The sequence below is a fragment of the Hahella sp. CCB-MM4 genome, from assembly GCF_002260525.1.
Classification (GTDB): domain Bacteria; phylum Pseudomonadota; class Gammaproteobacteria; order Pseudomonadales; family Oleiphilaceae; genus Hahella.
In genome coordinates, this window is record NZ_MRYI01000004.1 from 147,828 (window position 1) to 172,667 (window position 24,840).

Below are 24,840 nucleotides of genomic sequence, written 5' to 3' on the forward strand. Positions count from 1 at the left end.
TTAAGCCCCCTGATACTTCCGGCCTTGGAGTTGCATATACTGATACCACCACATCTGGAACATCAGCATACTCCAGAGAATGGCCGAGTGATCGGCTTTTTCCTCTTGGTGCTGACTCCACAGACTCTTCACCTCATCCATATTGAAGAAGTTCTGAATACCCTCGCCTTTGCTGAACAGATAATCAGACGCCAATTCTTTCAGCTCTGTACGCAGCCAGATAGCCAGAGGAACAGAAAACCCCATCTTTTTGCGGTATAGAATATCGTCGGGAAGTAACTGCTTAAACGTTTCCTTGAGGATGTACTTTTTCTCCCCGTCCCTGAATTTCAGAGACGACGACAAAGTTGCGGAGAACTCCAGGACCTCTTTATCCAGAATGGGCGCCCGCACTTCAAGGGAGTTTGCCATGCTCATACGGTCAACCTTCACCAGAATCCCTCCTGGAAGATAGGTCTTCATGTCTGTGTATAGTATTCTCGCCAGATGATCCCTGCCGTCGGCACGATGGTAGGCGTCAGTCGTGATCCTGGAGGGATGGTAATCGCCGAGCTGGCTTCTGGTATCGGTGTTGACCAGCCTGTTCCATTGCCGATCATCTATCTGCGCATTCGACAGATAAAACCCCATTTCAGGTTCCAGACTAAGACTGGTCAGCAATGTTTTCCCTTTCCGGCAAAGTGTATTGTTTGACTTCGCCAGCAGGTTCGCCAAAGGCGGGAAAATTTTCTTGCGAATAAACCGGGGGAACTTATTTCTCAAACGGTTTTCGATATCGTCTATAGAGTACTTCTCATAGCCGGCAAACACTTCATCACCGCCATCACCGGCTACAGCGACAGTCACCTGCTGACGGGCCAGTTCAGAAACAAAATAGGTTGGTACCAGAGAGGGATCTGCAAAGGGCTCATCAAAAAATGCGACGATCTTTTCCAGGTTGTCCTTAACGTTCTGATGAACAGTAAATTCATGGTGTTCGGTTTTATACTTGTCGGCAACAATTTTTGCGAACTCGGTTTCGTTGAATTTCTTTTCATCGAATCCGATGGAACAGGTTTTAACCGGCTTGTCACTATTGTTTGCCATCAGAGCGACGACTCCGCTGGAGTCGATTCCACCGCTCAGAAAAGCTCCCAGAGGCACATCGGCAATCATCCGGCGTTTAGTGCAGGCAGTCAGCAGATCCAACAGGTCTTTCTTGATTTCGGCTTCAGGCTTTGAGGATTCGGTTGCAAAGGAAACATCCCAATACTGTTTTTTCTCCAGCTTCGGATTATCCAGCTTCTCTCCATCTGACTTGGGGCTTTCCAATTTAAGCCTGGGGTTTTCCAATTTAAGCTTGGGGCGTTCCAATTTAAGATAGTGGCCGGGTTCCAGCTTATGGATATCCTTAAAAATCGTTTTGGGATCGGGCACATATTGGTAAGCAAAAAAATCGTAAACCGCATCGACCCGTATGTCTGTGGGTATGGTGGGTATCGTGAGCAGAGACTTCATCTCAGAAGCAAAATACAGGTCTGTACCATCGTAGTAGTAATACAATGGCTTCTTTCCGATCCTGTCCCTGGCGAGAAACAGACTTTTTTCCTGCCGATCCCAAATAGCGAAAGCAAACATACCATTGAGATGATCCAGGCACTTTTCCCCTTCCTTCTCGTACAGTGCCAGTATGACCTCTGTGTCGGTCTTGTTCTGGAAAGGATATCCTTCCTTGACCAACGCTTCCCGCAGTTCCAGGAAGTTGTATATTTCACCGTTGAACACTATGAGATAGCGTTCATTGGCAGACTTCATCGGCTGATTACCGGCCTCCGACAGATCAACGATGCTCAGTCGGCGGTGACAGAGCCCCACCCCTTCCTCAGCGTGGATACCATAGGCATCCGGCCCCCGATGCTGAATCACGTCGCCCATGGCTTTGAGCATCGATTCATCAGGTACCGACATGTCAAATTTGGTAAAGCCTGCTATACCGCACATTATTCAAATGGCCCTTTCTTCGTCCTGTTCTATCTTTCCCGGCATGTTTCTATCATTCGAAGACTGAAAATTGCCATTCGATGACTGATAGCAGTTTAGGAGGTCCGCAGCCGGATCCCGCGCCCTCCATCTAAAAGGTTACAAGCTGATATAGCGCCTCAGTCTGGGTCCCAGCATAACGCTTAGTGATAGAGGCAGTTTTCTCCAAAACGCTTCAATTACAGGGCGAATCTTGCTGGCCCCTTGATTACTTTGCTCCACTTCCGGCTTAATGCCGTTGCGGTCATATTGACGCCACTCAAGCGCAAAAGGCCTGGCCCCCCACTGGGATTTGAACTTGTAGGTTCCTTCCCCGTAGGTAGAGCGCCCAAAGTCAAATACCGTGCAGCCGCGTCGACAGGTTTCTTCCAGCAGAGACCAGTACAGCATCATGTTAGGCGCCAGCCGGTTATATTCCGCAACGGTGGAAGCCCAGGGAATTGCCGCTTTTGTTCCACAATAGAGAACAATACCTCCGCCCACAGGGATCTCGTCTTTCCTGACGATGGAGATCACCATATTATCCCCGTAGTTTCTGCTTAGGGCTTCAAACCAGGCCTTTCCGTGTACGGGAGACCCCAGGTCTCTCATATTTCGGGTGAATACCTGATAGAACTCCTCAACCAACCGTGAATTGTTCCCGATTTCATGGGTCAGTCCATTCTTTTCGGCTTTTCTGATCTGGCTGCGCAGTTTTGATTTGAATCCTTTCCATAACTCTTCTGGAGTCTCTGGCAGATCCAGGACCATACTGACCTTACCGGCATCCTGCCCTTTTTCCACCCCTTCTTCCTCCCCTGAACTGCCTTCAGGTGAAAGACTATTTTTTGTGGAGTACCGGACTTCAATTCCTTTGACGCCATTGGTAGCAAATTCACTCTGGAGGTGGCGAACCAATTCGGTTTCAGTGGCGTCAGAATCCCCCAGTCCCATACCGATATCACAAAATGGCAGCGAACAAAGGCTCGCCCCCTTAAATGGAATATTCATCTTAATCGTGGGCATCACACCGACGATTTTTCCGGAACCATTCTCAGAACCTTTCTCCCTGGCCACAAGATACTTGGTATCGTGACCATATGCCTGTTTGACCGATTTACCCCAGGCACTGAGGTGATAAGGGCTGGCGTCCGGATGGGACATTACATACTCATCCCAAAGAGACTCTTCTCCGGAGCTTAGCTCTTTTATTTCCATCATTTTGCTGACTGTCACTTTACTGTCCGTCCTGCGCCATATATCGATTTGCCGACTCGGTAATGGTGCAGAAATTAACCTCTACCCTACTCGTCAAATACTTCACAATATTCGTAATTCTGATCGCGATATCATTAAACGCGTCTTTACTGTCCATAAATCCTGTAGCACCGGATAGCAGGCTTGAGCTGTGCAGGTACATGTGAAATACGCGTTGTCCCCGAACAAGCGACTTATCGATCAATGATTTCATATCTTCCGTGCTGGAAAGCTCAGGGCATAAATAGATTTTTTTGAAAATCCCCATGTGCCAGGCTAACCCAATGGGGTGAAACCATCGGTATGGGGCAGAAGAAAGCTTTTCATGCAGCCGATTGAACAACTCGAAGTTAGCCCGGTTAAAGCCGACTGTGACCGGCATTTCAAGAATTCGCTGTTGCTGACCGTCTACCTTCAGAGAGTCTTCAAAACTCGGCCAATAAGGATTCAGGCTGGCTCCCTGACAGGTAAAAAACTCATTGGAATAGAATGGGTAAACACTGGAGTCTACGGTATAGCCATAGTCCGCCAGGAGTTTCAAAATCGGGCCGTCTATTCCCCATCGTCCGGTTCTGAAAGCCGTCGGTCTTACGGTAAAAGCCCTCTGCAACGCATCCGTCAACTCTGAAAGTTTTTTCTCAACCAGGCGAATATCGAGATTGACCACATGAGAGTTTTTTTCATTTATCTCTTCATCAATGGGAGGGTTGCACCATGGATGCAGATGGGCACCGATCTCACACTGCCCTTGTTCCAGGTAAGGTCTGATTAATGCCACAGAGTCAGCGTTATCCGCTACGGCATGGTCAACAAAATAGGTTGTCTTAACGCCCAGCGAATTACACATCTCCTGGAGTTCCGGAATCAGCCTGATATTATCCAGGCGAAAATCCCGGGTTGGAAAGGTACCAGACCAGTCCCATTCCTCCTCGGTATCAATGGATAGGATAAAATCCACTTTATCTTTATTATTCAACACATTATCCCATCTTCTTAATTACCCGCTCAAACAATTGGCGGTATTCTTCAGCCATCCGTTGTGCGGAATAATGTTGATAGACATAGTCCTTCGCATTTTCAGCCAGTGTTTTGGCAAGAGGTTCATCAAATAACATCCGCTCCCACTGAGCTTCAAGTTTGTCCTTGTCACCAAGAGGAGCCAGGAGCCCAGTATTTTCGTGGAACACAAGCTGATCAATACCAGGGATATCATAAGCGGAGACCGGTACTCCCATCGCAGCGGCTTCCATAAGACATCTTGGAATACCTTCCAGTGTTGATGTCATGGCAAACATGTCAAAGCTTCTGAGATATGCCATCCGATCATCGCGAAATCCGAGGAATTCAATTCGATCACCATGCTTCAAAGTTTTGGCCTTCTGCTCCAATGCTTCCCGCTCATCCCCATCACCGAGGAAAGACAGCGTCACGTTATCATGCTTGGACGCAAAGCTTTCAAACACCTCAAGCATATCCCAAAGGTTTTTGCGACTGATCAGTTGCCCGATAAATCCTATCCTTTTTGTTCCCGGAGTTGCCAGAGTCCTGTCATTTTGCAGCTCAGCCTCCGCTTCGGAAAGATCCACGCCATTCTGGATATAGGTGATCTTGCTATCGGGCACGCCAATTTTCTTAACGTCTTCCATTAATGCCGGAGAAAGCGGTGCAACCACGTCCGCATACTTCATCGACTGACAACCGAGCCATATAAATAGCCTGAGTTTGAGGTCCGACGCATTCTCGAAACCGTGTGGCGTGACGATGCAGGGAATGCCCGCCTTTCTGGCGGCCAGAACCCCCAGAATGTCTGATTTGTAGCCATGGGTATGAATAACGTGGATATCACGCGACTTGATCAGGTCTGCAAGTCTGTTGACCACTTTATAATCAAATCGATGTGCCATCGGCAGCTCAAAAGCATCCATTCCCAAATTTCTGTATTGCCGGACCAATTCAAGATCCTTGGAATTGTCTTCCAATGTGACCGCCAGATCGCATCTGACAGAATCTCGCGGCAAATGCTTGGCCAGAGCCAGTATCCACCGCTCTGCGCCATAAAAACCTGTGGGACAAATAAACTGCAATACATTCATTAATGACATTAACCTTTAATTCTTTGAAGCCTAGCTGCCGGCACTGATGGATTTGAACAGGCCGACCAGTGTCCCAATGATTCGCGCGGGAAAATAGACCAGATAAAACTTAATAATTTCAACAAACTCAATTTCTCGATTGGCGACACCGTATAGACGCAGGCTATACGCAAGCACTGGAAGTATGGCAAACAGAAGACAAAGCAGTGAAAGCGATAATTGACCGACAAACCCGGCAACGAGAAAGGCCAATGCGAAGAACAATATCCACATGGGCACCAGAAAACTTGGAACTTCAGACAAAGGGATCTTGCGCCCGCGAATTGAATGCAGATTTGACTGTCCTCGCCAGATCTCCTTGTCGAACATGGACCTCAAGGCTTTGTCTTCACCCAGATGGACGTAATCTGCAGCCGAAGAATAGTACATGGAACCTAATTCGCTGACTCGGTAGGTAAAATAGTAATCCTCACAGGTGGTCAGATGCTCGGGAAATCCACCAACTTTCTCAACCGTTTCCCGGCGCATGAAAAGATTTCGCCCTGGAAGAAAGCTCAAATCGCAATCTGTTTCCGCATTGCTCAGTGCAGTTCTGATTCTTTCCAGTACCGGTGCATTGTCACTGTTTCTCTGCATCGCACTCACCAAGACCCTGCCTGGCTCCTGCTTCAAAAGATCCAGCATGACGATCAGCCAGTTGGGTGAGAGCGCCACATCTGCATCCAAAAATGCAATATAGTCTCCCTTTGCCTGCTTAAATCCAAAGTTGCGCAAATGGGATATGGTCAGGGATTCCGGTTGCTGATATATCCTGATCGTGTTACCGGGAGTCTCTTCCGTCTTGATGTCCAGATGATCATTCTGGGTAATAACAAGGACTTCCAGTTCCACATCCGGATGCTGCAGATTCAGCACAGAAGAGACGGTTTGCTCAAGCATTTCCGTTCTTCCTTTATGAGGAATAATGAATGACACAATCATGGAACTTTCTTCTTTACCCATAGTTTTTAACAGCTTGATACCTGGCAGGCCAACATTAACGATTCACCCAACCCGCCACTTTTTCAGAGCGCTTGGACAACCAGTCCAATTCCCTTTTTAGCGACAACTGAACCAACCGCCTCATTAACTCACCACCAGCAGCCAACCATTGAACTGCCGCACCCGCGGCGATCGGAACAGGATACGGACGTATCGGCGTAGTCGTCACTTCAGGCTTAATTCCCAAAATTTCCTGCCAGTTATCCCCTTCATCGATCACACTAAGCAGCCCGCTGAAACCGTGATTCTGCATCAGGATCGCCAAAATGCGCGTATAGTAGTTGGTTTCCTCTGCTTTTAGGCAGTCAACCACGTAGTTTTCAAAAAATTTTGCTTTCTTCTGCATTTGCCGACGCTTTTCCCTATCGGGACAGAACATAGCAGCATAAGTTAGCAGATAGGCTTTTCTGACATCCTGCGCCACCCAGGTATGATTCGGAAACTCCAGTATTTCCGGCTTCTCCAGGTATGGATATTCATTCTCAACCATCCATCCGGCGAAATGGATCAGCGAATCCCTGGCATAATAAAAGTCATCGTCGAGCTGGTCAGCATCCTGTTTTACCAACAAAAACTTCACAACAGCTTGAAAGAATATGGTGTAAAACCATGTTTCTTCTACATTATGCAGATTTCGGAGAGAAATATCCTCAGCCGGATTGACTGTATTTCTAATCACTTGCGCAGATCGCTGCAAAAAACGACTGTCCAGAGTCAGCTGATAGCTGTCCAGCAATGCGACCAGATAATTTCCCGTCCCTCTATCCAGTGGATATTTCCGGGTCAAGGGATTCTTAAGACCTGGGTTCCGCGCATTCTTGAGTGCAAGAAGGTATTCAAGCACCCCCCTATTACCCTCGTAGACATGAGTAATCCATTCTGTCAGCTGTAAAACTGCCTTACGGGAAGCCTCAGACCCGGTAAGAAAATGGTGATACATCAACCCTGTGGTATAACAATGCTGCCCCCCCGGACCACCACCACCGGCGTGATCCTGGTATACCCCTTTCTGCTGTCTGGCTGAATAGGTTCTGTGAGTTGACGTTTGAGCGTCTACATAGTGATCGGTGTGCCAAAACAGCCCACCGTTGTACTCGAATTTATCATCTTCCGTGTCATAGACATCGATATCTGAGACATGCCTGGCAAGATCATCAGCCAGCTGCAACCAGTCTTCCTTGCCTGTGGCGAGGTATTGTCGCAGCATTCCATAGATCGGGTCGTACTGGTTATTGTAGTGAGAGACAAATAGATCACTCCCCTTGTACTCGGCGGTTTCGTGATCCGCATAAAGATCACCAAAATTGCGCCACCCATACTCATCAATACGCTCACGTTTATGAAAGAAGGAGTGTTGCGGATGGCTGATTCCGATATCAATCAGAGCATCCAGCCCCTCCAATTCCTTGATTTCATTCAATCCAGGAACCACCCCGCACGTTGTGATCCATTTCGGATCCACCGCAATCGTGATCTCTTGATATAACCAGTCGAACTGGTCTGAAGAGGCAGAGGCTGAAAAATAGAACTGGTGACTTTTCTTTTCGCCGCCCTGCAATTCATAGGGTTCCGAAGACCCCGCGGGGAAGACGCCAAACATCACTTCCCCTTTGGAAACGGAAATCGATTTCGGGAAGTTCTGCCAAAACTGGTGCGGCTTGAAGAACAGACCTTTTCCACCTGCCTCTCTCCCCTCAATGAAAACAGCCGGCGATGACCTTAACCCAGAGGTGATTTCTGCTTCGGCCTGCAAATTGACCGTGTAACCTCTTTGATTGACGGCTACCTTGTTATCCGCATTGACATGAACCGGGCTATCCCATTGTTCTCCCCCGCTTCCTCCCTGATATATGGAGAGCCTATCTGACGCCTGCTGCCAGGGAGCCTGAGCATCCAAACGATAGCTGGCAGTCTCGCCAGGGTATTCAATACCAAAATCGCAACTGGAAAACAGAAATGAGCCGGGATCACCCAGATCCCACAACCCGTTCAAGTGTTTGGCGGCGTTAGGGTTGTGGAGAGTTAGACGTCCTTTCACCAACGGCGAAAAAGGCAGAAATGTGAAAGCAATCGTTGCAGCAATATCTCTCCTGAGCCCTTCAGCTTTAAAATGGCCTGAGACCTCAACCAGGATATGCCTACCTGGACCCTGCCCTTCCAACACTCGAAATTCAGCAGGAGCGAACGGGATGATTACGCCTTTTTGCGACCTGACAACCGGAGCTGTCATTCGAATATTCCCAGCACCACTTTCTATATCAAGAGCAAACTGTTCTCCCGACCGGCTAAACGAATACTTTGCCCCGAAGTGGGATACGACAATTGTGTCATCGGTCCGAGCAATCACATCACAGGCTTGAAACCGGTCTTCACGCGAAGTCTCGACCTCATTGGCAGGGCTCTCCATCTCTGTCGACACCGACAGAGTTTTGGATTCATTGGCCGCGATATCGACCAGGGTTTCGATATGGAGCCATTTTATGCTGTTGTCGGGCCAACGCGCTGTTACTTCAGCACTAAAAGGCAGATTGAGGTCAGCATCCTTGATCGTCAGACCATCAATGGACACCATCAATCCTTTAGGTACAGGACATCCAAATGCTACAAGACGCCCCTTTTGCGAACCTGCGTCTCTGTTTTCAATATGAACTGGAATTGAAACCATCAGTGTTTATTCAAACCACGCTTAACCTGTGTACGAACTTTCTTCAACAGCTTGTACGCTGAAGTCTTGATCGTCTTTTTCTTTATGGATAACAGAGCCATATCATACTCTGAATCACTTAACGAACGCTTATAGCGGGCATCGCCTGCCATAAAGTCATATACCGCCATATTCCTGGCTGAATACCACGAAATCGCCAAAACATGCGCCAACAGCCCCGGTTTATATTGATTATCAGAAGGTTCGTAATTGATTCCGGATAGATAAAAATATACCCGCCCCCGATAAACAAAATTATATAAATAGGCCAGCACTGTCTCCCCTGCCGATACTTTCAATAGATCAATCACACCCTCATCAAACGAGTTATTGATTAAATCTTTATGAAAATTGATAAATTTGGAATTATGGAATCCGCTGTCTGACCACTTCTCTTTATGCAAATGCCCTGCTGCAGCAAAATAATCCAAAGCCTCCTCTCGGGATCCGGCTGACGTAACAGTTAATTCTCCATGCGAACTATAAGCCTTGTACGAGCGGCGTATCTGACTTCTTGTATTGCTTGAAAAAGCTTTCAGCAATGTATTGAAATCACTAAATTCAGGCCGAAGATTAAGTAAAAAGCCTTTAGTCCTAAATTCGTATTCACTTACAGTATCGACGCCGGTCAGGGAATCCAGAACAGTATTAAGCGACATTCCAATGCGAAACTCGGCAATATCCGAATAACCGAGTACATGATGAATCAATGACTCTCTGACTTCAGCCCGAATATCAGGGGCTGCCAACACATCGTTATACTCGATCCAGATCTGGTCATAACCAGAGTTACCGGTCCTGTTCAGGTTCGCCTGCTTCCAGGCAAAGGCATTTTTATTGAACTGTGAGAAGTGTACACACCCCATCCCGACCAGGCTGTTTCCATCATAAACCATCAATAGTCTGGGATCAGTTGCACTGGTTCTAAGCCAGGCACCTATCCAATGCCAGCTAGTGAAGAAATACTCTCCAGAATGTGACTCAAGACCCCGCCAGAGTTCTTCAATCTCCTGAAGACTCTGACGATCAACACGTTTTTCTTCGACAAGAAGCATAGAAGTCGTTTCCAGGCCGATGGACTTTTCCAGGGCCAAAATTATTCCTGATGGGGTGACAATATACGACTAGGCTACGATTCCGAAAGCCTTGTCCATCCTTCCCCACTGGAAGTCGGCCAACAAACGCTTGAACCTCTTTTCGTGCCGGGACAAATTAAGGTAATGACGGAATGCAGTCTTTGCCGAAATGCCTTGCTGCCGGGGTTGGTCCGGATCAATCTCCCAAGGGTGCATATAGAAGATGGCCGGACTTTTCTCATCCTGCACAAATTTATTGAACAGAAAGCGGCTGACGAAATATGGGTACAGACGGAAATAGCCTCCTCCGGACATAGGCATGGTCCGTGAACCAAGCTTCAAAGTCGTCATTGGAATTTCAGTCAGTCCATTTTCCAGCTTATAAGGAAAACGAGGCCAATGAGGCACACCATAAAGATCATGTTTGACAGGATAGGTACTCGAACTGTATTTGAATCCCATTTCCGCCAGCTCATCAAATACCCAGCGGTTGGAGTCATTAATTGAGAAGCTGGGGGCACGGTAACCGATAACCTCCTGGCCAGACATGTCTTCCAGCATCTTCTTTGAGCGCTCCACATCCTGCCGAAACTCCTCTCGACTCTGCTCCGTTGCCCTCATGTGGCCGTATCCGTGACTGGCCAGCTCATGGCCATTTTCGACAATATCCCTGATCAGGGAAGGATTTCGCTCAGCAACCCATCCCAGGGTAAAAAATGTCGCTTTATAGCCATAGTCATCAAACAGCTTTAACAGGCGTCGGGTATTTTTTTCCACGCGATGAGGCAGAGCGTCCCATTTTTCACGATCGATGATATTTTCGAAGGCCGAAACCTGAAAATAGTCTTCAACATCCACCGTCATGGCATGTGTAATATTATTTACTTCCGATTTCATATATCCTTCTGCCCTGCTTTATTTAGCGGCTTGCATTAGTTGATCAGCATGTAGTTTGTTTTCTGAAAACAAACTTTACGAAACATAAAAACGAGATTCGGCCTGTAAGCTGATCTGTATATTGATTAGACAACTCAACCATTTGGCATAGCCATTTTGGAATGATCGTCTAATGTATTAACTATTACAGACAGTTATCAGGCCGGAAATAATGTCTCATCTAGATCATTTTACCGAATGATCTTGTTGTCGTAACGATTATAATCAAAGAGTCTAATTCTGCTGAAGTGATTACAACAGGCAATCCGGACAATTTTGGTTGATCCAACTGCATTTAAAGTCTCATAGCTATTATGTTGCACTAAAATTAAAATTCGGTTGCGACCAAGAGATGAATTTTGCAATTGTTAACACAAACTTTGAAAAATCAATAGCCTGAGCATCGTATCAAGAGGCTTAGCATCTTATACTTAGGGCAACTATGGAACAAGGGACGCCGAGATGAAAATCAGTATATTAAAAAAAGCGGTAAAACTAAGCATTCTGCCATTGGCAACTGCCATTGCAGCCTGTAGTGTGGCGCCACCTCTCCCTATGGCAACACTCAAACCCTCAGAGACTGTCAACCCACAACAATACAAATACCTTATCGGCCCGAATGACGAACTGAACGTCTTCGTATGGGGAAATCCGGAAATCAGTGGCTCATTTACCGTACGTCCGGACGGTATGATCACAACTTCTCTGGTGGAAGACATTCCGGTATCCGGAAAGACTCCCACTCAGGTTGCCCGGGAGTTTGAAAAGGTACTGGCAACCTATATCAGAGATCCCATCGTATCCGTCAGCGTTACCGAATTTAAGGGTCCATTCAGCGAGCAGATCCGCGTCATAGGCGAGGCAGCTAACCCCAAGGCTCTCCCCTATGTTGAAGATATGACATTACTCGACGTCATGATCCAGGTGAACGGCCTGACTGAATTTGCCGACGGGAATCGTGCAACTCTGGCGCGTATTGAGAAGGGCAAATATAAGGAATACGGCTTGAAGATAGATGATCTTATTAAAGATGGCCGCGTTTCTGCCAATATCGATCTGTTGCCAGGCGATATCATTGTCATCCCGGAAGCTTGGTTTTAGCAGCTGGCTTTATTTGTAGTAGATCCAGATATCATAAATTTAGAGGTGTAGTTTTATGCAGGAGTTGGTTGAACAACTAATCAACTATCTGAAAGGAATCTGGCTGAATAAGCTTTATATTATTCTCGCGGCTTGGATTATTTGCCCTATTGGGTGGTATTTAATCTGGAAGCTACCGAATCAATACGAGGCAACAGCACAGGTCTATGTTGATACACAATCACTCCTGAGACCCCTTCTGCGTGGCCTGGCAATACAGCCAAATGCGGATTCTCAGATTCGTCTGATGGTAAAAACCCTGATGACCAGACCGAACCTGGAGAAAATTGCACGGATGTCAGACCTGGACATTCAGTCAAAAGACCAGGCCGGTTTCGACGATATCATCCGGGATCTCCAGGACAATCTGCGAATAGGCTCCTCTGCCAGGGAAAATTTCTTCAGGCTCTCCTACACCTCTGAAAATCCGGAAATTGCACGTAACGTGATTCAGTCAGCCCTGGATGTTTTCGTTGAAAATACCCTGGGCGAAAGCCGCAATGAAGCAGATACTGCTGAGCAGTTTCTTGACCGGCAAATAGCAGAATACGAGAAAAGACTGCTTGAAGATGAACGCAAGCTGACAGAGTTCAAGCAGGCTAACGCGGCCATAATCGGCACCAACGTAGGCAACTTCTACGGCGTTCAACAGACCAATAAATCCAGGCTTGAGGAGGCTCAACTGCAGCTGAGAGAAGTTGAATCGAGACTTGCCTCTGCCAAAGCACAGCTGAGCGGCGAAAAAGCCAACCTGGATACCGGCAAAGACGCCGATAACTCCTCCATCCAAACCGAGTTTGATGCGCGAATCGAGCAGCTTCAGCTTCAGTTGGATGACCTTTCTTTGAAGTACACCGACAAGCATCCCAACATTATTGAAATGAAACGGCGATTGCAGGATCTCGAAGAAAATCGTGATAAAGCGATCGAAGAGTATAAAAAGGAAAATTCACTCGCCAACGGTCCAGTCGGAACCAACCCTGTTTACCAGCAGCTGAAACTGACGGTTACTCAACTGGAAAATGAACAGGTTTCCCTCAAGGTCAGAGTCGATGAATACACGGCCAAAGTAAAAGAAATCGAAGAAAAAATTCACCTCGTTCCGGAAATTGAGTCCCAGGTGATTGCGCTTAACCGCGGCTACGAAATCACCCGTTCCAAATACAATGAACTTCTATCCAGAAGAGAACAGGCAAGACTTTCCCAGAACGCAGACCTGGCTGCCGACGACATTCAGTTCAAGGTGGTGGATCCCCCAAGGGTTCCAAAAGAACCTACAGGACCTAACCGTCTTCTGTTCATGACAGCCGTACTGGTATTGAGTATTGGTGCTGGAATCGCAGGCTCTTTCCTGCTCAGCCAGGTGCGCCCTGTAGTATTGTCAGGAACCCAGCTGACCCATCTGACCGGCTATCCCGTATTTGGAACCATATCCCTGGCCAATTCCCAGGGTGGAGCAGCATCCAAAGACAAATTGTATAATCTGGTGTTTATTGGCGCCTTGGGAATCATTCTTGTCGCCTATGCACTGCTCGTCTTTATCAACCTGAAGTTTGGCTAACCGTTTTTAGTGGAGTAAATGTAAATGAGCACTATCGATAAAGCGATGGCTAAACTCAAGGGACAGGGGGCCGAAGAGCAGGCACCGTCGGCAAACCTGCAGAATGAACCAGCACCAGAGACCAAGAAAGCGCCCGAAGCCAAGAAGACATCTGATGCAGAAGCACAGGTAGCAAGCTCCAGTGAACCGGCCGAAACAACTTACAGCGCCAAGCTTCTACAGGAAGAAATGCCTGCTCAGGAAGAGGCTCCTGCAGAAGCCGCCGGAAAAGCGGAACAACCAAAGACAAAATCAGAGGTAAAAGCTACAACCGCAGCGTCGCCCAAGGCGAGCCAGCCGTCCGCCGCAAGTCAGGTGAAAGCTACTGAAAGTCGTCTGTCTCAGGAGGATTCAAAGTCCTCAAGGTATTCAGAGATCGATGTGGATGTGCTGACAAAAAAAGGATTTATTACCCAGCAAAGCACTAACAGACATCTTAAGGAGCAATTCCGTGCGGTTAAGCGAAAGCTTCTGAACAACGCATTCGGGGCGATCTCCAAGACACTGCATCATGCAAACCTTATCATTGTTTCCAGCTGTAATGCCCATGAAGGCAAGACTTTCAGTGCCATTAACCTGGCACTCAGCATTGCCCTGGAGCAGGATAAGACCGTGCTGCTGGTGGATACCGATGTACTACGTCCGAATGTCATCAGAGAGTTAGGCGTTACACCAGATTCCGGATTGACAGAGTTTTTGTCCGGTAAGATTCCAGATGTCTCCGATATTATCCACAATACCAACATTGATAATTTCAAGTTCATTCCCGCCGGTAGTCCACATGAACTATCGACAGAACTGTTAGCCTCCGAGAAAATGGCCAAGCTTATGGAAGAACTGGCATCCAGATATTCGGACCGGGTGGTCATATTTGACGCCCCTCCACTTCTGGGCGTCAACGAAACCCATATCATGGCTAACCTGGTTGGTCAGGCAGTCATTGTGGTGGAAGAAAACAAGACCAGACTGACCGATGTGCAAGTCGCAGTGGAACAGCTGGAGAAAAAACTGGCTATCGGCTTCCTGGTCAATAAATCTAAAGGGGAAGCAAAAGATCAATATGGTTACGGCTATGGGTACTACAGGAAGGACTAATATTTCTGTAGCCTGAAATAAAAACTACTCAACATCCCAAATTAAAGACTACGGAAAGAATTATGTTCTTGGAAAGACGTACCCTCTCTCCAATTTTGTTGGTTTTGTCAGTAGCCCCGTCCGCGTGGGCTACTCCCAAGATCACCCCCTCGATCAGTGTCACAGAGCAATATACCGACAACGTCGGACTGACAACTAATAACGAGGAAGACAGCTTTATCCACCAGGTCAGCCCGGGAATTTCCATAGAGGACTCAGGCGCTAAAACTACTTACTCTGCAGACTATAAATATAAGCGTTCTTCCTATACCAACTCTGCGTTCGATGACCGAAGCGAGAACAATCTTAACGCCTCGATTAATCGTTATGAATTGAACAGAACGCTTAATATGTTTGCCAATGCCAGAATTCAGAATGTTGAAACTGAGGTTGGGCAACCCACTTTCGGGGATGGAGAAACTGGCCGCGAACGAACGGAAACCCGGACCACCTCCACTGGGTTCAACTACTCCAGCGGTTTACGGCAATATTATGACATCGACTCCGGCGCTCTTTACAGACATAGCGAAAACGACAACAACCACGACAATATTGACAGCATCTCCGGCAATCTGAGAATACAGAATGGCAAGCGTTTCAATCATGCATTCTGGGACTTTGGCGGCAACTACTCCGAAGACGATAAAGAGAACCGCAAGACGATCAGCGACGGTATGGTTGGGGTTAATTTGACCCAAACTTTAGGAGTGTTTGTCCAAGGCAATCATGAGGAAAATGATCTTGCCAGCGGTTCACTATTTATCACTGATTATTGGGGAGCCGGCGTCCGTTTAAACCGAGCCAATTCCTCTCTCTCTGTTGCATACAACACCTATGAGAAAGGTGGCCAGGGGGACCAGCGTCACTTCGTTAGTGTAAATGCCAGCTGGAATCCAACCCGAAGAACGAGTGTCAGCGCTGGCTACAGCGAAAGGTTTTTTGGAGAGACTTATAGTCTGGATTTACAACATGAAACCAGACGATTCAAACAGGTTTTGAAATACAGTGATAGCGTTACAGATTTCACTGATGCAGATTCCGTTTATGGTAATGCTTACTTTGACTGCCCTTTGAGTGCTCAATCAATTAACGAATGTCAATTAGTACAGGATCCCAGCACTCCAGTAGCCTCTGGAACACAGCGAGTCCAATACGGAAACATCGAGTTTATATTTCTCAATGAAAAACAGAGACTTAATAGAAACCTATCTTATACAGGCGTTTACAAGAGCGGCAAATCAACAATTACAGGCAACGTAATCTGGAATCGTTCCAAAACCTTGGATAGCCTGTTCGCATCTCGTGAATACACCACCCAATTAAGCGGCGCGTTGTCTTGGAATTGGAAATTCGGTAGCCGAACTGACATGACATTGAGCTCTACTGTTCGGGAAGTTGAAGACCAGGAAACCATAGGCACAACGACAAAAACTACAGACTACACGCAAAAGGTATCGATACATCGCACCTTCACCCAGGATTTAAGCGGCACATTAAGCTACGCCTATTCAGACCGACGGGGAGAAGACTCTTCCGATGATGTCAGGGAAAGTCGCATTTCGGCCTCGGTCGTTGCCAGTTTTTAGTCAGGAATTAACGCTTTTAGATTAAATCTACACAGTTTCAGGTTAACCCTATGTACGAAGAACATTTTGGATTTACAGCCAAACCATTTCAGCTGACTCCTGACCCCAAGTTTTTCTATGCCAGCTCCTGCCATAAGAAAGCGCTCTACTATCTGCTTTATGGCCTGCAGCAGGGAGAAGGTTTTATTGTCATTACCGGCCCGATTGGTACAGGTAAGTCGATGCTGGCAGGGAACATTCTGAATTCACTTGATGCCCAGATTGTAGCCACTCAGGTCAGCACATCGAATCTTAATCCCTATGAACTCCTTGAGCACATTGCCAATTCATTCGGACTTAATTCCGGCGGCGATAACAAAGCGCAGATTATCAAGGATATCGAAACCTACTTATATGGTCTGAGCAAAGAAGGGCGGCGGGCACTGCTGATCATCGATGAGGCTCAGAACCTGTCCCATGAATCTCTCGAAGAGCTCAGACTGCTTTCGAACTACCAGGTGAACAATAAACCTTTATTGCAAACCTTCCTTCTGGGGCAAGAGGAACTGCGCTCAAAGCTGCAACACCCCAGCCTGGTCCAGTTTCAACAGAGAATCATTGCCTCTTTCCATCTACGTTCGCTGGATGAAAATGAGACCAAGCAATATGTTTTGCATCGGCTGACACAAGTAGGCTGGACAGATAAACCCGCCTTTACCGAACAAGCTCTGAATAAAATGAGCGAATTCACACGTGGCATTCCCCGGCGCATCAATATCTTTATGGATCGAACCCTCCTCATGGCCTATTTGGAGGAAAAGGATCTTGTTGATACCAAGGTGGTCGAAGCCATTGCAAATGAACTGAAAGAAGAGTTTCAGCAAGAAGGCAAAGACAATAAGAATGTCAGCCCTGCCCTGGCTGACAGTGGCGGCGTCAGCGAAGTTTATGTACAGGAACTGGTTCAGGATCTGAACGATATTCTTGAACTGGTCCTTGAACAGAAGATTGCCTATACAAAGCTTATTGATACGCTGATCAGCAAGAGACGAACGCTCAGAGAGAAACTGAAACAACAGTAGTATGCTTAAGTAAAAAGCCACCTCCAGTGGAAGTGGCTTAAAAGAGCTATAAAAAAGGCCTTCATTTCTGAAGGCCTTTTTCTTTTAGTGTGCACCTTTCTTGAAAAGTACCACTTCAACGGTCTGGAGAAGGATCAGGAAGTCCAGCATGAGGCTGTTGTTCTTGATGTAATAGAGGTCATAACGCAGCTTTTCCTTGCTGTCCTCTTCGCTGTCAGCGTAATCGAAACATAGCTGCGCCCATCCGGTAATCCCGGGCTTAACACGATGGCGCTCATTGTAATAAGGGATATTGTTAGCAAGCTTTTCGACAAATACAGGTCTTTCCGGACGAGGGCCAACGAAAGCCATCTCACCTTTCAGAACATTAAACAATTGAGGCAATTCATCGATTCGATATTTTCGAATCACGGCACCGACTCGGGTTACCCTGTCGTCATTCTTGGATGCCCAAATAGCCTGACCACCTTTTTCCGCGTCAACACGCATACTCCGGAATTTGATAACTTCAAACGGCTCGCCATTGATACCTACACGCACTTGCTTGTAGAAAACAGGCGCTTTCAAGCCTTCTTCGAACTTGATACACGCGACGGTGATCAGAATGAATGGCCAGGTCACCAAAAGAAGTATCAGTGAGGCAACCACATCGAAAGATCTCTTCAATATGCTTCCCAGCGCTGAAGTCTTAAATCCATCTGAAAAGATAAACCAGCCCGGAGAAATGACATTCAGTGGGACTTTTCGGGTTTCCCTTTCGGTAAATATTGACTCCTGAACAACCTCGATACCTTCCAGCTTGCAGGCCATCAATTCTTCCAACGGGAGTTTCTTTCTCCGGTCGTCGACGGCGATGACGATCTCATCAATACCATGGGCCAGAACGTAATCCATTATTCCGAGAGGTGTTTTGATCACTTTATGCTCATCGACAACAACTTCGTCCCCTTCAAACGGATAAAAACCTACCAGGTGAACGCCTTTCCAGTCTTCCGGTTTACGAAAATCTTCTAAAAGCCCTTGAGCCCGCTTGCCGGTACCAAGAACCAATACATTTCTCTTAAAAATATTCTCGTCAACAAAGGTGTAAAACAACACCCGTATCAGGACAGTGAACAGCACTGCGTACAAAGTCGCCAGAACCAGAACACTCCGCCAGATCACACCGAAAATGTCACTCGAGATGTAGTAGAAAATTGGAAAGACAAGCGAGCCGATGACAAACGCGACCAGAGTGCGCAATGCCATACCAGTACGACCTTCAGAAAGTCTTGCCTGGTACACCCCCATGGCATTCATACTGATGAGAATGACGATCCCATAGGCAAGCGCAGAGTAAAATAGGTCTGTGTGTTCAAAGCTATAGTTAATGTCACCAATCAAGAGTCTGGTTGGGACCGCTGCATAAATCGCTAACATGCAGGCACATAATTCCAGGAACCCCAGAATAAGAAATGGAAAATGCACATAGTGCTTCAAAATACGTATATGAGCCACGTCAGCAATTACCTCGACAATCCTTAATTTTTCGAGCAAACATCAAAAAATATATAGTGCTATAGTGAAATTTTAACGAAACAAATTCACTTTTAATCGGTGGGGGGCGGCATTTTAACAATTGTTGACAGTAATATATAGATCAACGAGTTAGACCTTTATGCATAGTCCTTTCAGCCGCCACCTGCTAGTTGTAGAAAAGCGCTTTTTCGCCCTATCCCCCTTCATATTTTTCATTCATTCGAAGTTAGGCTAAACAGCTGTTACGATTTAGAGACAAAAATGGTAAGTTTTCAGGTCGTTACCTATGTTTACCAGCAGCAATGTTTATTACTCTGATCTTGAGATCTAATCAATTATGCACCCTTTGAAGAATTGCAGAATTTGCTTAATAGGCCTTGGTTATGTTGGCCTGCCACTTGCGGTTGAGTTTGGAAAAACCTACCCCACTCTGGGATTCGATATCGATAACGAGAGGATTCTTGAACTCAGGCAGGGCCAGGACAGAACACTGGAAGTGGACAAAAATGAATTAAAAGGCTCACAGCACCTGACATTTACTTCAGATCTCAGCGAAATCAGGGACGCTAACGTATATATCGTCACCGTACCCACACCAATCAACGAGTTTAAAACTCCAGATCTCGGGCCTCTGATTGCCGCCAGCAAGACCGTAGCATCCGTTATCAGCCCCGGTGACACCGTTATTTTCGAATCAACCGTATACCCGGGCGCTACCGAAGAGGTATGTGTTCCGATCATTGAGGAAATTAGCGGACTGGCCTACAACAAAGACTTTTATGCCGGTTATAGCCCGGAACGCATCAATCCGGGGGACAAAGAACATCGGGTAACCAATATCCTGAAAGTTACCTCAGGCTCAACCCCCGAAGCTGCAGACTTTGTTGACGCACTGTATCAATCAATCATAACTGCCGGCACCCACAAAACCTCCTCCATCAAAGTGGCGGAAGCCGCCAAAGTAATAGAAAACACACAGAGAGATGTCAACATTGCATTAATCAACGAACTATCTCTGCTATTTGGCAAGCTCGGCATAGACACCCTTGAAGTGCTTGAGGCAGCCGGAACCAAATGGAACTTCCTCCCTTTTCGTCCAGGTCTTGTGGGAGGACACTGTATCGGCGTAGATCCCTATTACCTGACACATAAAGCCCAGTCCATCGGACACCACCCCGAAGTCATTCTTTCCGGTAGACGAATTAACGACGCCATGGGCGAAATCGTTGCCAAGAACGTCATTAAAATGATGACCCAAAGAAAGATACATGTTACGGATTCCAATGTACTAATCATGGGACTCACCTTTAAGGAAAACTGCCCGGACATTCGTAACACCCGGGTGACCGATGTCATTCGAATATTCAAATCCTACGGAGCGAACATCGATGTATTTGATCCCTGGGCAAGTCCGGCAGAAACAAAGCAGGAATATGGCATTGAGTTGACCCCCTCTCCGAAAGAGGGTCATTATGATGCAATCGTTCTAACGGTGGGCCACAGTCAGTTCAATGATTTGGGCGCAGAAGGCATCCGCAAATTCGGCAAGGAAAACCACATATTATTTGATGTGAAATACATCCTGCCCAAAGAAGCCGTTGACGGACGCCTGTAGAAAGACTTCCCTTCTTTCTCTTACAGATTGAGCCTCAACCCAATTGAGCTACAAGATACGATAAAAAAGGCTGCTAATTAGCAGCCTTTTTGGTTAGGAAGAAACAACATCTCCCGGTACGCGAACCCATCCCTCCATCAACACCCTGGCGCTTCGGCTCATGGTTGCTTTGGTAACCTTCCAGTCGCCTTCAGCATTGTCAGCCTCGGCCCCCACTCTGAGGGTCCCTGAAGGATGCCCAAACTGAACAGAATGACGAGTTCCGCCACCTGCCGCCAGATTTACCAGTGTGCCGGGTATAGCTGCTGCCGTACCGATAGCCACCGCCGCGGTTCCCATCATGGCGTGATGGAGTTTCCCCATGGACAGAGCTCGCACCAACAGATCGATGTCAGACGCAAGCACCTTCTTTCCACTAGACGAAACATAGTCTTTAGGGCCGGCAACAAAAGCCACTTTGGGGGTATGCTGGCGGGTTGCCGCTTCTGACGTATCGTTTATCAATCCCATGCGGACAGCACCATGAGCCCTGATACTCTCGAACTTAGCTAACACCCCTGGGTTACCGTTAATAGCTTCCTGAAGCTCAGTTCCTGAAAACCCTATGTCTTCTGCATTAACAAATATGGTGGGAATTCCTGCATTGATCATCGTCGCCTTAATCGGGCCCATCCCCGGTACCTCAAGGTCATCGACCAGATTTCCCGTGGGAAACATTGCACCGTCCCCGTCTGCCGGATCAACAAACTCCATTTTCACTTCAGCTGCCGGAAAGGTCACACCATCAAGTTCAAAATCACCTGTTTCCTGTACAGCCCCGTTTGTCATTGGAATATGGGCGATGATGGTTTTTCCAATATTCACCTGCCATATGCGTACGGTTGCCACGCCGTTTTCCGGCACCCTGGCAGGATCAACCAATCCACCGGTAATCGCGAAAGCACCCACAGCCGCGGAAAGATTTCCGCAGTTTCCGCTCCAGTCCACAAACGGCTTATCTATGGAAACCTGGCCAAACAGGTAATCCACATCATGGTCAGGCTGGTCACTCGAGGACAGAATCACTGTCTTGCTGGTACTCGATGTCGCGCCCCCCATTCCGTCAATTTGCTTGGCGTATGGATCCGGACTACCGATTACACGCAACAGCAAATCATCCCGTGTTTTTCCCGGCACCTGGGCCGGCTCAGGCAAATCCTGCAAGCGGAAGAATACGCCCTTGCTGGTACCGCCCCGCATGTAAGTGGCGGGAATCCTTATTTGAGGAACATGAGCCATTTCCGTAACTCCATCAGGTCAAATTAATACAGGGAGAGCTTCTCTCCCTGGCTGATTAAATGAAGACAACGATTAGATGACCGCTTCTGCCTCAAGAAAGTCTTTGGCAAACCTTTGCAGTACACCACCCGCTTCATATATGGACACCTCTTCCTGGGTATCCAGACGACAAGTCACCGGTACCTCTTCGGTTCCACCATTTAGGCGATGAATCACCAGTGTCAGGGTCGTCCCGGGCATGAATTCGCCTTTGACGTCATAGGTTTCTGTTCCATCTATCCCCAATGTCTTTCGAGTTGTTCCCGGTTGAAACTCAAGCGGTAAAACCCCCATTCCAATCAAATTGGTTCGATGGATGCGTTCAAAGCCCTCCGCCACAATGGCCTCAACCCCTGCCAGCCGAACACCTTTAGCTGCCCAGTCCCTGGAAGAGCCCTGTCCATAGTCGGCGCCGGCGATAATAATCAGAGGCTGTTTACGGTCCATATAGGTTTCGATAGCCTCCCACATCCGGGTAACCTTTCCTTCAGGCTCAATACGGGCCAAAGACCCCTGCTTGATCTCGCTGTTCTCCAACACCATTTCATTCAACAGTTTCGGATTCGCGAAAGTCGCCCTTTGAGCAGTGAGATGGTCCCCACGGTGAGTGGCATAGGAATTGAAATCTTCTTCGGGCAATCCCATTTTTGCCAGGTATTCACCAGCCGCACTGGAAGCAAGAATGGCATTTGAGGGCGACAAGTGATCTGTCGTGATGTTATCCCCCAACACCGCTAAAGGCCTCATTTCTTTGAGCGTACGCTCACCTGCCAACGCTCCTTCCCAATAGGGAGGACGACGAATATAGGTGCTCTGCGGCCGCCATTCATACAGTGGATTTGTCTGTCCCCTTGCTTCTTCTGTTAGATCAAACATGGGGATGTACACTTGACGGAATTGTTCGGGCTTAACCGATGCTTTGACAATGGCATCTATTTCTTCGTCACTTGGCCAAATATCTTTCAGTGTAATGGGTCTTCCTTCGCTGTCGGTACCCAGGGCGTCTTTCTCGATATCAAACCGAATGGTCCCCGCAATAGCGTAGGCAACCACCAGAGGGGGAGAAGCCAGAAATGCCTGCTTGGCATAGGGATGAATACGTCCGTCAAAATTACGATTGCCGGACAGCACAGCAGTTGTGTAAAGGTCGCGTTCAATGACCTCTTTCTGAATCACTGGATCCAGTGCCCCGCTCATGCCGTTACAGGTGGTGCAGGCAAACCCCACGATACCGAACCCCAGTTTTTCAAGTTCCGGCAGGAGATTGGCCTCTTCCAGATATAGCTGGACCGCTTTGGAACCCGGAGCCAAAGAGGTTTTAACCCAGGGTTTGCGCACCAGACCAAGCTCATTAGCCTTACGGGCCAGGAGTCCTGCTGCCACCACATTGCGAGGATTGCTGGTATTGGTACAACTGGTGATTGCGGCAATAATCACTGCACCATCCGGCATCAATCCCTCTTCAGTTTCCACCTTGCCAGCGATTCCACGGGACGCCAATTCGTTCGTGGGAACCCGACGGTGCGGATTGGAAGGTCCGGCGATATTTCTAACAACGCTGGATAAATCAAAGGTCAAAACCCGTTCATATTCAGCATTCTCCAGAGTATCCGCCCAGAGGCCAGCCTCTTTGGCGTAGGTCTCCACCAGCTTGACCTGCTCATCGTCCCGACCAGTCAACTTGAGATAATCAATGGTTTGCCGATCGATATAGAACATGGCGGCAGAAGCACCATATTCCGGAGTCATGTTGGAAATGGTTGCCCGGTCACCAAGCGTCAATCGGGCAGCCCCTTCACCAAAGAACTCAATATAGGAAGAAACCACTCTCTCCTGACGCAGAAATTCGGTTAGCGCCAGCACAATATCTGTTGCCGTAATGCCCGGATTCGGCTTGCCAGTCAAATTGACACCAACAATGTCCGGCAGCCGCATGTAAGAAGCCCGCCCCAACATGACGCTTTCAGCTTCCAATCCTCCGACACCGATGGCAATGACACCAAGCGCATCGACGTGAGGCGTATGGCTATCCGTTCCCACCAAGGTGTCAGGAAAGGCAATGCCATCCCGGGAATGGACCACCGGGGACATACGTTCAAGGTTGATCTGGTGCATGATGCCATTGCCCGGAGGAATCACATCCACATTCTTGAACGCTGTTTTGGTCCAGTTGATGAAATGAAATCGATCATCATTACGACGGTCTTCAATGGCCCTGTTTTTGTCGAAGGCATCTTTTTCAAACCCTGCATGCTCAACGGCCAGAGAGTGATCCACAATCAACTGTGTCGGCACCACGGGGTTGACCTTGGCGGGGTCTCCGCCTTTTTCTGCGATAGCATCCCTGAGACCGGCCAGATCCACCAAGGCGGTCTGACCAAGAATGTCATGGCACACGACTCGCGCCGGATACCAGGGAAAGTCCAGATCGCGCTTACGGTCAATAATCTGCCTGAGCGATTCTGTCAGAGTCGCCGGATCGCAACGGCGCACCAGATTCTCCGCAAGAACTCGCGAGGTATAAGGCAATTTGTCATAAGCACCTGCCTGAATTGCTTCAACAGCCTCACGGACATCAAAGTAATCAAGTGAAGTGCCCGGTAAGGGTTTCCGATATTCTGTATTCATACTGTGACCAACCCATCAATCATTTCATCGGAATCGGGACTGAAACCCACAGGTTCCGTACGTCCCTTCATCATCCCGTTATTTGTGTTCACTGTTCTCGGACTTGAATAGAAAAATGGCCGCCAACGGCGACCAT

17 protein-coding genes are annotated in these 24,840 nt (G+C 47.7%); 6 read left to right on the forward strand and 11 right to left on the reverse strand.

The annotated features are described in order from the left end of the window. The 8 genes from asnB to BTA51_RS10455 all read right to left on the reverse strand — a co-directional run bounded on the left by asnB (position 1) and on the right by BTA51_RS10455 (position 11,066). Positions 1-1,980, reverse strand: coding sequence for an asparagine synthase (glutamine-hydrolyzing) (gene asnB, locus BTA51_RS10420; protein WP_094707390.1), 1,980 nt, complete (start codon positions 1,978-1,980; stop codon positions 1-3). A 138-nt stretch (positions 1,981-2,118) separates the two neighbouring features. Then, positions 2,119-3,234, reverse strand: a complete 1,116-nt coding sequence (locus BTA51_RS10425) for a FemAB family XrtA/PEP-CTERM system-associated protein (protein WP_210404807.1) — start codon at positions 3,232-3,234, stop codon at positions 2,119-2,121. 1 nt (position 3,235) lies between these two features. Further along, positions 3,236-4,231, reverse strand: a complete 996-nt coding sequence (locus BTA51_RS10430) for a polysaccharide deacetylase family protein (protein ID WP_094707540.1) — start codon at positions 4,229-4,231, stop codon at positions 3,236-3,238. Between the two features lie 4 nt (positions 4,232-4,235). Beyond that, complete coding sequence (locus BTA51_RS10435) at positions 4,236-5,357, reverse strand: glycosyltransferase family 4 protein (RefSeq protein WP_246840993.1); 1,122 nt, start codon at positions 5,355-5,357, stop codon at positions 4,236-4,238. Between the two features lie 21 nt (positions 5,358-5,378). Beyond that, positions 5,379-6,329, reverse strand: coding sequence for a glycosyltransferase family 2 protein (locus BTA51_RS10440; protein ID WP_094707541.1), 951 nt, complete (start codon positions 6,327-6,329; stop codon positions 5,379-5,381). Between the two features lie 55 nt (positions 6,330-6,384). Beyond that, positions 6,385-9,054 (reverse strand): hypothetical protein, encoded by a 2,670-nt coding sequence (locus tag BTA51_RS10445; protein ID WP_094707392.1) that lies wholly within the window; start codon positions 9,052-9,054, stop codon positions 6,385-6,387. Then, the gene (locus tag BTA51_RS10450; RefSeq protein WP_094707393.1) at positions 9,054-10,187 is read right to left on the reverse strand and encodes a GNAT family N-acetyltransferase; all 1,134 of its coding nucleotides are present in this window, start codon (positions 10,185-10,187) and stop codon (positions 9,054-9,056) included. The genes BTA51_RS10445 and BTA51_RS10450 overlap by 1 nt, the downstream gene beginning before the upstream one ends. A gap of 30 nt (positions 10,188-10,217) precedes the next feature. Then, positions 10,218-11,066 carry an XrtA system polysaccharide deacetylase gene (locus BTA51_RS10455; protein ID WP_094707394.1) on the reverse strand — a complete coding sequence of 283 codons (849 nt, stop codon included), beginning with the start codon at positions 11,064-11,066 and terminating at the stop codon, positions 10,218-10,220. Positions 11,067-11,567: 501 nt separating this feature from the next. Here BTA51_RS10455 and BTA51_RS10460 point away from each other — a divergent pair. The 5 genes from BTA51_RS10460 to BTA51_RS10480 all read left to right on the forward strand — a co-directional run bounded on the left by BTA51_RS10460 (position 11,568) and on the right by BTA51_RS10480 (position 17,626). Continuing rightward, on the forward strand, positions 11,568-12,206 hold the full coding sequence (locus tag BTA51_RS10460; RefSeq protein WP_094707395.1) for an XrtA/PEP-CTERM system exopolysaccharide export protein: 639 nt from the start codon (positions 11,568-11,570) through the stop codon (positions 12,204-12,206). A 55-nt stretch (positions 12,207-12,261) separates the two neighbouring features. Next, positions 12,262-13,806, forward strand: coding sequence for an XrtA system polysaccharide chain length determinant (locus BTA51_RS10465; RefSeq protein ID WP_094707396.1), 1,545 nt, complete (start codon positions 12,262-12,264; stop codon positions 13,804-13,806). Between the two features lie 24 nt (positions 13,807-13,830). Further along, entirely contained in the window at positions 13,831-14,940 is a 1,110-nt protein-coding gene (locus BTA51_RS10470) for an XrtA-associated tyrosine autokinase (RefSeq protein ID WP_210404808.1), read from the forward strand. 62 nt (positions 14,941-15,002) lie between these two features. Beyond that, the gene (locus BTA51_RS10475; RefSeq protein ID WP_094707397.1) at positions 15,003-16,565 is read left to right on the forward strand and encodes a TIGR03016 family PEP-CTERM system-associated outer membrane protein; all 1,563 of its coding nucleotides are present in this window, start codon (positions 15,003-15,005) and stop codon (positions 16,563-16,565) included. 50 nt (positions 16,566-16,615) lie between these two features. Further along, entirely contained in the window at positions 16,616-17,626 is a 1,011-nt protein-coding gene (locus BTA51_RS10480) for an XrtA/PEP-CTERM system-associated ATPase (RefSeq protein WP_094707398.1), read from the forward strand. A gap of 84 nt (positions 17,627-17,710) precedes the next feature. Here the strand turns inward: BTA51_RS10480 and BTA51_RS10485 are convergent, their stop codons facing one another. Continuing rightward, positions 17,711-19,123 (reverse strand): TIGR03013 family XrtA/PEP-CTERM system glycosyltransferase, encoded by a 1,413-nt coding sequence (locus tag BTA51_RS10485; RefSeq protein WP_168188128.1) that lies wholly within the window; start codon positions 19,121-19,123, stop codon positions 17,711-17,713. A gap of 358 nt (positions 19,124-19,481) precedes the next feature. On the opposite strand from BTA51_RS10485, the gene tviB reads away from it, so the two are divergent. Further along, positions 19,482-20,759: a Vi polysaccharide biosynthesis UDP-N-acetylglucosamine C-6 dehydrogenase TviB gene (tviB, locus tag BTA51_RS10490; protein ID WP_094707399.1), complete on the forward strand. Its 1,278-nt coding sequence runs from the start codon at positions 19,482-19,484 to the stop codon at positions 20,757-20,759. Between the two features lie 93 nt (positions 20,760-20,852). Here tviB and prpF read toward each other — a convergent pair whose 3' ends face one another. After that, positions 20,853-22,037, reverse strand: a complete 1,185-nt coding sequence (prpF, locus tag BTA51_RS10495; RefSeq protein WP_094707400.1) for a 2-methylaconitate cis-trans isomerase PrpF — start codon at positions 22,035-22,037, stop codon at positions 20,853-20,855. A gap of 72 nt (positions 22,038-22,109) precedes the next feature. After that, on the reverse strand, positions 22,110-24,704 hold the full coding sequence (gene acnD, locus BTA51_RS10500; RefSeq protein ID WP_094707401.1) for a Fe/S-dependent 2-methylisocitrate dehydratase AcnD: 2,595 nt from the start codon (positions 24,702-24,704) through the stop codon (positions 22,110-22,112). Positions 24,705-24,840: the final 136 nt, after the last annotated feature.

Excerpts from the sequence above, each read along its gene's own strand:
- asnB (WP_094707390.1), bottom strand. The coding sequence starts at position 1,980 with ATGTGCGGTATAGCAGGCTTTACCAAATTTGACATGTCGGTACCTGAT.
- BTA51_RS10435 (WP_246840993.1), bottom strand. The coding sequence starts at position 5,357 with ATGTCATTAATGAATGTATTGCAGTTTATTTGTCCCACAGGTTTTTAT.
- BTA51_RS10440 (WP_094707541.1), bottom strand. The coding sequence starts at position 6,329 with ATGATTGTGTCATTCATTATTCCTCATAAAGGAAGAACGGAAATGCTT.
- BTA51_RS10445 (WP_094707392.1), bottom strand. The coding sequence starts at position 9,054 with ATGGTTTCAATTCCAGTTCATATTGAAAACAGAGACGCAGGTTCGCAA.
- BTA51_RS10455 (WP_094707394.1), bottom strand. The coding sequence starts at position 11,066 with ATGAAATCGGAAGTAAATAATATTACACATGCCATGACGGTGGATGTT.
- BTA51_RS10460 (WP_094707395.1), top strand. The coding sequence starts at position 11,568 with ATGAAAATCAGTATATTAAAAAAAGCGGTAAAACTAAGCATTCTGCCA.
- BTA51_RS10465 (WP_094707396.1), top strand. The coding sequence starts at position 12,262 with ATGCAGGAGTTGGTTGAACAACTAATCAACTATCTGAAAGGAATCTGG.
- BTA51_RS10470 (WP_210404808.1), top strand. The coding sequence starts at position 13,831 with ATGAGCACTATCGATAAAGCGATGGCTAAACTCAAGGGACAGGGGGCC.
- BTA51_RS10475 (WP_094707397.1), top strand. The coding sequence starts at position 15,003 with ATGTTCTTGGAAAGACGTACCCTCTCTCCAATTTTGTTGGTTTTGTCA.
- BTA51_RS10480 (WP_094707398.1), top strand. The coding sequence starts at position 16,616 with ATGTACGAAGAACATTTTGGATTTACAGCCAAACCATTTCAGCTGACT.
- tviB (WP_094707399.1), top strand. The coding sequence starts at position 19,482 with ATGCACCCTTTGAAGAATTGCAGAATTTGCTTAATAGGCCTTGGTTAT.
- prpF (WP_094707400.1), bottom strand. The coding sequence starts at position 22,037 with ATGGCTCATGTTCCTCAAATAAGGATTCCCGCCACTTACATGCGGGGC.
- acnD (WP_094707401.1), bottom strand. The coding sequence starts at position 24,704 with ATGAATACAGAATATCGGAAACCCTTACCGGGCACTTCACTTGATTAC.